General features: G+C 69.6%; 11 protein-coding genes and 5 tRNA genes. 13 read left to right on the top strand and 3 right to left on the bottom strand.

The window, feature by feature from the left end:
* The coding region (locus ABT084_RS09605) for a sensor histidine kinase (RefSeq protein WP_351040093.1) at positions 1-2,577 on the bottom strand (2,577 nt) is incomplete at its 3' end.
* Between the two features lie 583 nt (positions 2,578-3,160).
* Between ABT084_RS09605 and ABT084_RS09600 the strand changes: the two genes are divergently transcribed.
* The 9 genes from ABT084_RS09600 (at position 3,161) to ABT084_RS09560 (ending at position 7,184) form a co-directional block, all read left to right on the top strand.
* Complete coding sequence (locus tag ABT084_RS09600) at positions 3,161-3,355, top strand: hypothetical protein (protein ID WP_351040090.1); 195 nt, start codon at positions 3,161-3,163, stop codon at positions 3,353-3,355.
* A 132-nt stretch (positions 3,356-3,487) separates the two neighbouring features.
* The gene (locus tag ABT084_RS09595) at positions 3,488-4,291 is read left to right on the top strand and encodes a fumarylacetoacetate hydrolase family protein (RefSeq protein ID WP_351040087.1); all 804 of its coding nucleotides are present in this window, start codon (positions 3,488-3,490) and stop codon (positions 4,289-4,291) included.
* On the top strand, positions 4,284-5,759 hold the full coding sequence (gene gltX / locus ABT084_RS09590) for a glutamate--tRNA ligase (RefSeq protein ID WP_351040084.1): 1,476 nt from the start codon (positions 4,284-4,286) through the stop codon (positions 5,757-5,759). The genes ABT084_RS09595 and gltX overlap by 8 nt, the downstream gene beginning before the upstream one ends.
* Positions 5,760-5,853: 94 nt before the next feature.
* Entirely contained in the window at positions 5,854-6,606 is a 753-nt protein-coding gene (locus ABT084_RS09585) for an HAD family hydrolase (protein WP_351040081.1), read from the top strand.
* Positions 6,607-6,692: 86 nt separating this feature from the next.
* A tRNA-Gln gene (locus tag ABT084_RS09580) sits at positions 6,693-6,764 on the top strand.
* A 27-nt stretch (positions 6,765-6,791) separates the two neighbouring features.
* Positions 6,792-6,864 (top strand) — tRNA-Glu (locus ABT084_RS09575).
* A 60-nt stretch (positions 6,865-6,924) separates the two neighbouring features.
* Positions 6,925-6,997, top strand: a tRNA-Glu gene (locus ABT084_RS09570).
* Between the two features lie 24 nt (positions 6,998-7,021).
* A tRNA-Gln gene (locus ABT084_RS09565) sits at positions 7,022-7,093 on the top strand.
* Between the two features lie 18 nt (positions 7,094-7,111).
* Positions 7,112-7,184 (top strand) — tRNA-Glu (locus ABT084_RS09560).
* Between the two features lie 172 nt (positions 7,185-7,356).
* Here the strand turns inward: ABT084_RS09560 and ndgR are convergent.
* Entirely contained in the window at positions 7,357-8,073 is a 717-nt protein-coding gene (gene ndgR, locus ABT084_RS09555) for an IclR family transcriptional regulator NdgR (RefSeq protein WP_073911130.1), read from the bottom strand.
* Between the two features lie 119 nt (positions 8,074-8,192).
* Between ndgR and leuC the strand changes: the two genes are divergently transcribed.
* The 4 genes from leuC to ABT084_RS09535 all read left to right on the top strand — a co-directional run bounded on the left by leuC (position 8,193) and on the right by ABT084_RS09535 (position 11,391).
* On the top strand, positions 8,193-9,620 hold the full coding sequence (gene leuC / locus ABT084_RS09550; protein ID WP_351040078.1) for a 3-isopropylmalate dehydratase large subunit: 1,428 nt from the start codon (positions 8,193-8,195) through the stop codon (positions 9,618-9,620).
* A gap of 2 nt (positions 9,621-9,622) precedes the next feature.
* Entirely contained in the window at positions 9,623-10,216 is a 594-nt protein-coding gene (leuD, locus tag ABT084_RS09545) for a 3-isopropylmalate dehydratase small subunit (protein ID WP_351040076.1), read from the top strand.
* 125 nt (positions 10,217-10,341) lie between these two features.
* Positions 10,342-10,569, top strand: a complete 228-nt coding sequence (locus ABT084_RS09540; protein WP_330332835.1) for an SCO5555 family protein — start codon at positions 10,342-10,344, stop codon at positions 10,567-10,569.
* 144 nt (positions 10,570-10,713) lie between these two features.
* The gene (locus ABT084_RS09535; protein ID WP_351040072.1) at positions 10,714-11,391 is read left to right on the top strand and encodes an HU family DNA-binding protein; all 678 of its coding nucleotides are present in this window, start codon (positions 10,714-10,716) and stop codon (positions 11,389-11,391) included.
* 96 nt (positions 11,392-11,487) lie between these two features.
* Here the strand turns inward: ABT084_RS09535 and ABT084_RS09530 are convergent, their stop codons facing one another.
* Positions 11,488-11,694 carry a hypothetical protein gene (locus tag ABT084_RS09530; RefSeq protein ID WP_351040069.1) on the bottom strand — a complete coding sequence of 69 codons (207 nt, stop codon included), beginning with the start codon at positions 11,692-11,694 and terminating at the stop codon, positions 11,488-11,490.
* Positions 11,695-11,696 lie beyond the last annotated feature (2 nt).

Here is an 11,696-nt window from a genome sequence, read left to right as displayed (position 1 = left end):
GGTCCGTGGGGCAGTCCGCCGAGGCCGGCCGGCTGCGGCTGCTCGCCGACGATCTGGTGGCGCTGCTCGACACGCAGATGCCGCACCTGGTCGCGGCTGACCCCGGCCGCCCTGCTGGTTCTGCTGGCCCTGCTGTCCCTGGGGACGCTGCTGGCCGGAGCTGTCGCGACCCGGCAGCGCGGCGCGCTGACCGCCGCCGGCGACCTGGCCGCGCTGCGGCGCCGCGCCCACGGGGGGACGCGCGCCCTGACCCGCGACCGCGCCCTGCTGGCCGGCCGCGCCCGGGATGCCCGGGGCGCCCTGGCCCGCCATGGGAGCCGGCTTCTTGCCGCCCTGGGCCACATCGACCGGGAGCATGACGAGTGCCGTCGTACCGCCCGAGTCGGAGGGACGCAGCTGGATCCGGATGCCGTGTCGCAGGGACAGGCGGCCGACCACGAACAGGCCCATGCGGCGCGAGACCGAGACGTCCACGGTGGGCGGCGAGGCGAGCCGCTCGTTGATCGCGGCCAGGTCCTCGGGGGACAGGCCGATGCCGGTGTCGTGGATCTCGACCAGCACGCGGCCGTCGGGCAGTGCGTGACCGGTGACCTTCACCTTGGTCTGCGGGGAGGAGAACGACGTGGCGTTCTCCAGCAGCTCGGCGAGCAGGTGCACGAGGTCGTTGACGACGCGGCCGGCGACGTCGGTGCCGGGCACCGACGAGAGTTCGATGCGCTCGTACTGCTCCACCTCGGACGCCGCGGCGCGGAGCACGTCGACGAGCGGGACGGGGCGGGTCCACCGGCGGCCCGGCTCCTCGCCCGCGAGGACGAGGAGGTTTTCGCCGTTACGGCGCATGCGGGTCGCGAGGTGGTCGAGCTTGAAGAGCGAGGACAGCTGGTCCGGGTCGGCCTCGCGCGACTCCAGCTCGGAGATGAGCGAGAGCTGGCGCTGGATGAGGCCCTGCGAACGGCGCGAGAGGTTGGTGAACATCGCGTTGACGTTGCCCCGCAGGAGGGCCTGCTCGGCGGCGAGGCGGACGGCCTCGCGGTGCACGTCGTCGAAGGCCGCGGCCACCTGGCCGATCTCGTCGCGCGAGTGCACACCGACCGACTCCACGGAGGTGTCGACGTCCTGCGGGTCGGTCTCCGAGAGCTGCTTGACCAGCTCGGGCAGACGTTCCTGGGCGACCCGGGTCGCGGTGTCCTGCAGGCGGCGCAGCGAGCGGATCATCGAGCGGGCCATGACGAAGGCGCCGACGAGGGAGACACCGAGGACGAGGAGGATCAGCGCACCGTTGATGATGGCGTCCTGCTGCGACTCGGTCTTGAGCTCGCGGGCCTTCTGCTCCATGTCGTCGAGCAGGGTGAGCTCGATGACCTTCATGGCCGCGAGCTTGGTGTCGTCGGCGTCGTACCAGTCCATCCAGGACCGGTTCTTCTCCTTGCCGAACTGGCCCTCGGTGGTCAGCACGCGGCGGGCGTAGTGGTCGGCGGTGCCGATCTCGCTGTTGCCGTCGCCGAGCGACTGGAGGAGCTCTTCGGGCTTGCCCTGGTAGACGAGTTCGAAGGTCTTCTTCGCCTGGCTCTCGCCGCGCTGGGCGGCCAGGGCGTACAGACGGTCGTTCTCGCTGAGCTTGCCGGGCTTGTCGCCGGTCTCGGGCAGCGCCGCGGCGATGACCGCGCGCTGGATCGAGGCGTACTCCTTGGCGGAGGAGAAGGCGGCCAGGGCGCGCGTGCGCTTGATCATCTCCGGGCTGGAGGTGGCCTGGGCCATGTCCTGGGAGAGCGAGAGCAGTGAGACGATCAGACCGTTGTACTCGGAGACCGTCTGCTGGGCGCTGTTCTGGTACGCCTTCTTGCGGATGTCCTCGATGCCCGAGAGCTGGCGGCCGATCTGCAGGACGTTGTTGCGGATCGACTTGAGGGTGTCGTCCTTGTCCTGGGCGCTGTCGATCTTGTCGGTCGCGCTGGCGAAGGCGGTCGCCGCGGCGTCCGTCTGGTCGCGCACGCCCTCGACGAGGCTGTTGGCCTGAGCCGGCGCCGCGGGCTGGCCGGCCGTGCCCGCCTGGCCCGCCTGCGCGGCCGCGGCGGCCTTGGCCACCGACAGCGGACCCGCGGACTTGTCGCGCTCCTCCTGGAGCGCGGCGGCCAGGTTGGTGGCCTGCCGGGTCATCGTCGTCAGCAGCTGCATGTGGTCCAGCTGCGCGATGTCGTTCATCGAGTCGTTGATGCGGAAGCCACCGAGCGTGGTGGCGGCGACGACCGGCAGGGTCAGCAGCGACACCAGTCGCGTGCTGATGCGCCAGTTCTGCAGGGCGAGCCGGGATCCGGGCCCACTGGGGGCCTTCGGTATCGCCTGGTCCCGCTCGGCGGACTCCTCCAAGGCGGTCTTGCCGCTCGCCTTGGCCTTCGTCTTCGCCTTGGGGGTCTTGCCCCTGCCCTTCGCCTTCACGGCGGGGGGCGTGTCGGGGCCCGTGCCACCGGCAGCCGGCCCGCGGTTCTGGGCGTGCTGGGGCGAGGAGCCACGGTCGGTCCCGCTGCGCGGCTCCTGCTCCGCCGCAGCGCTGCCATCCCTCTTGAAACGTCCCTGCACTAGCTCGCAACCTCTGGACCAGGCGTCCCTCCGGGCGACCGGCGGGACGGTGTCGAGTCGTGGGGCACTGACGGCCCCATGGTGGTCGTCGGTGACCGGCGCGTCTCCCTCTCCTTACCGCCGCGCTCGGCGCTGAGTCGCGCCGCTTGCGCGCCGGCTGATTCCCGCGGCGGTCCCGCGAATTCCAGCACAGTGCCGGATCTCCAACAAGGTGCGAGGGCTCCCTCGGAGAGTCGGTGACGACTTGTGACAGAGGTGCTACCGGTTGTGGGACCGCTTTCGGGAGAAAGCGGACTTTAACTGTGTAAACGCTATGACCGACCCGGTGTCCCAGTCGCGATGATCGGGAGCGGAATGGCGCATTCAGTGGCGCAATGTCCGTTTCTGGAACTTGAATTGACTGACCGTAATGACCGGAATGCCCGGTCGTTGGTGAGCAAACTCACACAGCCATGGCCATTACTTCTCCGTTCCTCGGGGGATTCAGATGTTTAGCCTGGCTCTTTACAGGGATGGCACGCCCGACAACCGGCGCCCACGAGGTGCGTCCGGTCCACAACCGACCGAGGGTTCCGATACTCCGATGAGTACGCAGAAGACGACGATGATGTTCCGCAACATAGCCAACCCGCGCCGCACCACCCTCGCGCACCTGAAGGACGCCGAGGAGCTGCAGTCGGTTGAGACGCCGGAGCACTCGGTCGACCTGCCCACCCAGACCGCGAACCCGCGCCGCACCATCCTGATGGACGCCCCGGTGGCCCCCGCCGCGCCGTAACCCCGCACCGAGGTCACCCCGCAGCGCGCGGAAACCGAGCGAAGTGCCCCGGTCCGCCGCGTTAGCCTGGAGTCCGCAGACTCCGGCCCACACGGGCCGCGCAGCGGACGGACAGAGGGGCAGACGCAACACGTGCGCATCGCCAGGTTCTCGATCGACGGAAATGTCGCCTTCGGCGCGGTCGAGGGCGACGCAGCCCCCGGCGCCGAGGGCGGGCTCGTCCTCGACATCATCAAGGGCATCCCGTACGGGGACTTCGAACTGTCGGGGACGAAGGTCCCGCTGGACCCGTCCTCCCGGGACCGGGTCCGGCTGCTCCCGCCCGTGCTGCCGAGCAAGATCGTGGCCATCGGCCGCAACTACGCCGAGCACGCCGCCGAGCTGGGCAACGAGGTCCCGGACGCGCCGATCACCTTCTTCAAGCCCTCCACCTCGGTGGTGGGCCCGGGCGATCCGATCGCGTACCCCTCCTTCTCCCAGGACGTCCACCACGAGGCCGAGCTGGCCGTGGTGATCGGCCGGATGTGCCGTGACGTCCCGCGCGAGCGCGTCAAGGACGTCATCCTCGGCTACACCTGCGCCAACGACCTCACCGCGCGCGACGTCCAGCAGCGTGAGAAGCAGTGGGCCCGCGCCAAGGGCTTCGACGGCGCCTGCCCGCTCGGCCCCTGGATCGAGACCGACCTCGACCCGAGCGACCTGGCCATCCAGTGCACCGTGAACGGCGAACAGCGCCAGCTCGGCCGCACCAGCGACATGGTCCGCTCCATCGAGGACCTGATCGTGCACATCACCGAGGCCATGACGCTGCTCCCGGGCGACGTCATCCTCACGGGGACCCCGGCCGGAGTCGGACCCCTCAACGTCGGCGACGAGGTCGCCGTCACCATCGAAGGCATCGGCACTCTCACCAACAAGGTGATCAAGCGTGGTTAACGCACCAGTCCGCGTACGTTTCTGTCCCTCCCCGACCGGCAACCCCCACGTGGGTCTGGTCCGGACGGCTCTGTTCAACTGGGCGTTCGCCCGCCACCACGGCGGTACGTTCGTCTTCCGCATCGAGGACACCGACGCGGCCCGCGACTCCGAGGAGTCCTACGCCCAGCTGCTGGACTCGCTGCGCTGGCTCGGCTTCACCTGGGACGAGGGCCCCGAGGTGGGCGGCCCGCACGCCCCGTACCGCCAGTCCGAGCGCATGGACATCTACGCGGACGTCGCGAAGAAGCTCCTGGACGGCGGCTACGCCTACGCGTGCTACTGCACCACGGAGGAGCTGGACGCGCGCCGCGACGCCGCCCGCGCCGCCGGCAAGCCCTCCGGCTACGACGGCCACTGCCGTGAGCTGAGCGCCGAGCAGGTGGCGGCGTACCAGGCCGAGGGCCGCTCCTCGATCGTCCGCTTCCGGATGCCCGACGAGACCATCACCTTCACGGACCTGGTCCGCGGCGAGATCTCCGTCACCCCCGAGAACGTGCCGGACTTCGGCATCGTCCGGGCCAACGGCGCTCCGCTGTACACCCTGGTCAACCCGGTCGACGACGCGCTGATGGAGATCACGCACGTGCTGCGCGGCGAGGACCTGCTGTCCTCCACCCCGCGCCAGATCGCGCTCTACGGCGCCCTCATCGAGCTCGGCATCGCCAAGGCGGTCCCCGCCTTCGGGCACCTGCCGTACGTGATGGGCGAGGGCAACAAGAAGCTCTCCAAGCGCGACCCGGAGTCCTCGCTCAACCTGTACCGCGAGCGCGGCTTCCTCCCCGAGGGCCTGCTGAACTACCTCTCGCTGCTCGGCTGGTCCTTCTCCAAGGACCAGGACGTCTTCTCGATCGAGGAGATGGTGGCGAAGTTCGACATCCCGGACGTCAACGCCAACCCGGCGCGCTTCGACCTCAAGAAGGCCGAGTCGATCAACGGCGACCACATCCGCATGCTGGACGTGAAGGCCTTCACCGAGGCCTGCACCCCCTGGCTGCGCGCCCCGCACGCCCCGTGGGCCCCCGAGGCCTTCGACCAGGCGGCCTGGGAGGCCATCGCCCCCCACGCGCAGACCCGCATGGCGGTCCTGTCGGAGATCACGGCCAACGTCGACTTCCTCTTCCTCGACGAGCCGGTCTTCGACCAGCCCTCGTGGGACAAGGCGATGAAGGGCGAGCCCGCGGCCCTGCTGACCACGGCCCGCGCCAACCTGGAAGCGGCCGACTGGAGCGACCCCGAGTCGCTCAAGCAGGCCGTCCTGGCCGCCGGCGAGGTCCACGGCCTCAAGCTCGGCAAGGCGCAGGCCCCGGTCCGCGTCGCGGTCACCGGCCGCACGGTGGGCCTGCCGCTCTTCGAGTCGCTGGAGATCCTGGGCAAGGACAAGTCCCTGTCCCGCATCGACGCGGCCCTGGCGAAGCTGTCCGCGTAGACACCACCCCGCATCACGCATCACGCACCACCTCCCCGGGGGCGGCAGCCGCAAAGGCCGCCGCCCCCGCGGCTTTGCGACGTAGGGTCGGGGCATGGCGATACGCGCGGTGCTGTGGGACGTCGACGACACGCTCTTCGACTACACCGGGGCCGACACGGCCGGCCTCCGCGTCCATCTGGAGCGCGAGGGGATCGCCGGGCGGTACGGGGCGCCGCACGAGGCGCTGGCGCTCTGGCGTGCGCACACCGACCGGCACTGGGCCCGCTTCGCCGCCGGTGAGACCGACTTCCAGGAGCAGCGCCGGGACCGGGTGCGGGACTTCCTCGGCCAGCCCGCGCTGAGCGGCGCCGAGGCCGACGCGTGGTTCGCCCGGTACGTCGAGCACTACCAGGCCGCCTGGACCGTCTTCCCGGACGTGGTGCCCGTACTGGACGCGCTGGCCCGCAGCCACCGGCACGGCGTGCTCTCGAACTCCTCCCTGGTCAACCAGGACCCCAAGCTGCGCCGGCTCGGCCTGCGCGAGCGCTTCGAGGTGCTCGTGTGCGCCGTCGAGCTGGGCGTCAGCAAGCCCGAGGCGGGGGCGTTCCTGGCGGCCTGCGAGGCGCTCGACCTCGCGCCGGAGGAGGTGGCGTACGTGGGGGACCACCCGGAGATCGACGGGCGCGGGGCGCGCGACGCGGGGCTCGTCGCGGTCTGGCTCGACCGGGCCGGAGGCCACGTTCCCGCGGGCGGTCCGGGGCGCGGGCCCGCACCTCAGGGGGTGTACCGGATCACCGGTCTCGCACAGCTTCCGGCCGTGCTGGCCGGGGATACCCGTTTTGGAGCACGGTCAGGCATCCGGTAATGTTCTTTCTGCGCCGCCGGTGCGGGCCGCAAGGCCGGAACGGAAGCGCAACCCAAACAAACCCCCCGCAAGGGGTTGTGTTTTGGTGGGCTATAGTGTAATTGGCAACACGAGGGTTTCTGGTTCCCTTATTCTAGGTTCGAGTCCTGGTAGCCCAGCGCAGTGCAGAAGTAACGCAGTGCTTTGCCCCCGTTGTGTAGCGGCCTAGCACGCCGCCCTCTCAAGGCGGTAGCGCCGGTTCGAATCCGGTCGGGGGTACAGATCCTTCCCGCGAGATCTCCAGGGTCGCACCCGGACTCTTGATGCAGGATCGCTAGGGCCCCCGTTGTGTAGCGGCCTAGCACGCCGCCCTCTCAAGGCGGTAGCGCCGGTTCGAATCCGGTCGGGGGTACTGTCTAGCTGGTCTAGACCACTATGGGCTATAGTGTAATTGGCAACACGAGGGTTTCTGGTTCCCTTATTCTAGGTTCGAGTCCTGGTAGCCCAGCGCAGTAACTGCAGGCAGGCCCCCGTTGTGTAGCGGCCTAGCACGCCGCCCTCTCAAGGCGGTAGCGCCGGTTCGAATCCGGTCGGGGGTACATACAGAAGAGGCCCTCCGCGATCATCGCGGAGGGCCTCTTCGCTGTTTCCGGCACCGGTCCGGCCCGGGCATAAGTACGGGCCCGGAGGCGCGCGTTCGGACGTGTGCGGCGTCGTACGCGCCCCCGGGCCCGGGGGAGTGTGAAGGGGAAGGTCGCAGGCCGGGAGGGCTCAGCCGGAGCGGCGCAGGGCCTCGCTCAGCCGGGCGGCCGCGTCGATGACGGCCTGGGCGTGCATGCGCCCCGGGTGCCGGGTCAGCCGCTCGATCGGCCCGGAGACCGATACGGAGGCCACCACCCGGTTCGAGGGGCCGCGCACCGGCGCCGACACGGAGGCCACGCCGGGCTCCCGCTCGCCGATCGACTGGGCCCAGCCGCGGCGACGTACGCCGGACAGGGCCGTGGCCGTGAACCGCGCGCCCTGCAGGCCCCGGTGGAGCCGCTCGGGCTCTTCCCAGGCCATCAGGATCTGCGCGGCCGAACCGGCCTTCATCGGAAGCGTGGAGCCGACCGGGACGGTGTCCCGCAGACCCGACAGCCGCTCGGCCGCCGCCACGCAGATGCGCATGTCGCCTTGACGCCGGTAGAGCTGAGCGCTCTCGCCCGTCACGTCACGGAGGTGCGTGAGCACCGGTCCCGCCGTGGCCAGCAGGCGGTCCTCGCCGGCCGCGGCGGCGAGCTCCGCCAGCCGCGGTCCGAGGATGAACCGGCCCTGCATGTCCCTCGCCACCATCCGGTGGTGTTCCAGTGCCACGGCAAGGCGATGTGCCGTGGGTCGTGCGAGCCCTGTCGCCGCGACCAGCCCGGCGAGGGTGGCCGGACCGGACTCCAGTGCGCTCAATACCAGAGCTGCCTTGTCGAGAACGCCGACGCCGCTAGAGTTGTCCATGAAACGATATTCGCGTCTCACACTGTGAAACGCAAGTTCAATTTTTCCAAGAAACAGCGAGTCTGTATGTACGGGTCCACGAACCACTGGGTCCGGGACGGTGAGCCGGAGGGAAAGCGATGGGTAGGACACTCGCGGAGAAGGTCTGGGACGACCATGTCGTCCGGCGCGCCGAGGGCGAGCCCGACCTCCTCTACATCGATCTGCACCTGCTGCACGAGGTGACCAGCCCCCAGGCCTTCGAAGGCCTGCGGCAGGCGGGCCGCCCGGTGCGGCGCCTCGACCTCACCATCGCCACCGAGGACCACAACACCCCCACGATCGACATCGACAAGCCGATCGCGGACCCGGTCTCCCGGGCCCAACTGGAGACGCTGCGCAAGAACTGCGCGGAGTTCGGCGTCCGGCTGCATTCGCTGGGTGACGTCGAGCAGGGCGTCGTCCACGTCGTGGGACCCCAGCTGGGCCTGACCCAGCCGGGCACCACCGTGGTCTGCGGCGACTCGCACACCTCCACGCACGGCGCCTTCGGCGCGCTGGCCTTCGGCATCGGCACCAGCCAGGTCGAGCACGTGCTGGCCACCCAGACGCTGCCGCTGGGCCGCCCCAAGACGATGGCGATCACGGTCGAGGGCGAACTGGCCGAGGGCGTCACCGCCAAGGATCTGATCCTGGCGATCATCGCCCGGATCGGCACCGGCGGCGGCCAGGGCTACATCCTGGAATACCGCGGCGCCGCCATCGAGAAGCTGTCGATGGAAGCCCGCATGACCATCTGCAACATGTCGATCGAGGCGGGCGCCCGCGCGGGCATGATCGCCCCGGACGCCACCACCTTCGCGTACCTCAAGGGCCGCGACCACGCCCCGGTCGGTGCCGAGTGGGACGCGGCGGTCGCCTACTGGGAGACGCTGCGCTCGGACGACGACGCGGCCTTCGACGCCGAGGTCGTCATCGACGGCACCACGCTGTCCCCCTTCGTCACCTGGGGCACCAACCCGGGTCAGGGCGCGCCGCTGTCGGCCAACGTCCCCGATCCCGCTTCGTACGAGGACGCTTCGGAGCGCAACGCCGCCGAAAAGGCCCTGGAGTACATGGGGTTGACCGCCGGACAGCCGCTGCGCGACATCAAGGTCGACACCGTCTTCGTAGGTTCCTGCACCAACGGCCGCATCGAGGACCTGCGCGCCGTCGCGGGCATCATCGAGGGCCGCAAAGTCGCCGACGGCGTACGGATGCTGGTCGTCCCGGGTTCGGTCCGGGTCGCGCTGGAAGCGGTGGCCGAGGGCCTGGACAAGGTCTTCAAGGAGGCCGGCGCCGAATGGCGGCACGCGGGCTGTTCGATGTGCCTGGGCATGAACCCCGACCAACTGGCCCCTGGCGAGCGCTCCGCGTCCACCTCCAACCGCAACTTCGAGGGCCGGCAGGGCAAGGGCGGACGGACCCACCTGGTCTCCCCGCAGGTGGCCGCGGCCACCGCGGTGCTCGGCCATCTGGCCTCTCCCGCCGACCTGACCGACGCCAACGCGACCGCCGGAGCCCGATAACCATGGAAGCCTTCACCACCCACACCGGCCGGGCCGTGCCGCTGCGCCGCAGCAACGTCGACACCGACCAGATCATCCCGGCCCACTGGCTGAAGAAGATCACCCGCGACGGGTTCGAGGACGGTCTCTTCGAGGCCTGGCGCAAGGACCCCTCGTTCATCACGAACCAGCCGGAGCGCGCGGGCGCGACCGTCCTGGTCGCCGGTCCCGACTTCGGCACCGGTTCCTCCCGCGAACACGCCGTCTGGGCCCTGCAGAACTTCGGCTTCAAGACCGTGATCTCTTCGCGCTTCGCCGACATCTTCCGCGGGAATTCCCTCAAGAACGGTCTGCTGACCGTGGTGCTGCCGCAGGAGACGGTCGATCGGCTGTGGGCGCTGACCGAGGCCGATCCCACCGCCGAGATCACGGTGGACCTGGTCGCCCGGGAGGTCCGAGCCGAAGGCGTCGTGGCTGAGTTCGAACTGGACGACAATGCCCGTTGGCGTCTTCTGGAGGGTCTGGACGACATCTCCCTCACCCTTCAGAACGAAGCGGACATCGCGACCTACGAAAGCGTCCGGCCGAGCTTCAAACCGCGCACGATTCAGGCCTGATCAGCGCTTATTCATCCGGGGCTAACGCGTCCCGGCTCCTGTGCCCCCCGCCTTCCGGCGGGGGGCACAGCCGTTTGTTGAGGCCCCATGAGGCGACAACTCGCCCCAGATGGCACAATCTGTGCATGGAACGCGACAGTCAACTCGAGCTCTACGGACTTGTCGCGGACCGGCTGAAAGAAGCGCACACAAGGGTGCGCTCGCTGCAAGTCCCGGAGGGCGTAAGGATGGCGCTGTCCCGGAAGCTGTTGGTCGCCACGGCAGCGGCGAAGCACGATCTCGCCGATGCGGCAAGGCGCCTGGACAGGTTGATGAAGGACCTCGACGAGGGTCGATTCCCTGAAGGCGACTGATGCGAAGGAACTCCGTAACGGCCTACATCGTTGCGGCACTAGGGTGATTAGCCCGTTTCGTGTTTGATTTGCGGTATATATCCGCCTAACGTGCGAAATAAGCTTGAACACATTCGTTCTGGCGAAGTCTCCGAAGGGGAAGACGTGAACAAGGCGCAGCTCGTAGAAGCGATTGCCGACAAGGTGGGCGGCCGTCAGCAGGCCGCGGACGCTGTCGACGCGGTACTCGACGCGATCGTCCGTGCGGTGGTCGCCGGCGACCGGGTCTCGGTCACGGGCTTCGGCTCGTTCGAGAAGGTCGACCGCCCGGCCCGCTACGCCCGGAACCCGCAGACGGGTGAGCGCGTCCGGGTCAAGAAGACCTCGGTTCCCCGCTTCCGCGCGGGCCAGGGCTTCAAGGACCTGGTCAGCGGCACCAAGAAGCTCCCCAAGGGTGGCGAGGTCTCGGTCAAGAAGGCGCCCAAGGGCAGCCTGACCGGCGGCGCTTCCGCGACGGTCAAGAAGGCCGCCGCCAAGAAGGCCACCACCGCCAAGAAGGCGGCGGCGAAGACCGCGGTCGCCAAGAAGACCACGGCGAAGAAGACCACCGCCACGGTGGTCAAGAAGTCGGCCGCGAAGACCACGGTCGCCAAGAAGGCCACGCCGGCCGCCAAGAAGGCCAGCACGGCCAAGAAGGCCGTCGCGACCGCCAAGAAGGCCACGGCCACGGCCAAGAAGACCGCTCCGGCGGCCAAGAAGGCCACCGCCGCGACGAAGGCTCCGGCGAAGAAGACGGCGACGCGCAAGGCCACCGCGAAGAAGACCACCGCCCGCAAGAAGTAAGCAGGCGTACGTCACACACGTCGGGCCGGCCCCCCACGGCAGGGGGGCCGGCCCGCGGTGCTGTCCGGACCCGGACGGCCCTGCGCGAAGGCGCCCCTAAACGAAGGTCTGCAAGGTGATCAGGGTGATCCGCAGGTCCGCGCCCGCGCCCTCGGTCTCGATCCGCACCCGCTGTCCCGCGCGCAGCAGCCGCAGGCCGCCCGCGTCGAACGCCGCGGCCCCGAAGGGCACCGGGGTGCCGTCGTCTAGCAGCACACTTCCGCCGCGGGTCTGGGAGTCGTAGGTGAACGCCGTTGCCTGCATGA

It is taken from the genome of Streptomyces sp. NPDC002138 (assembly GCF_040296485.1).
Taxonomy (GTDB): Bacteria; Actinomycetota; Actinomycetes; order Streptomycetales; family Streptomycetaceae; genus Streptomyces.
Note: the sequence above shows the minus strand (reverse complement) of the source record. Positions and strands in the feature narration are given on the sequence as shown.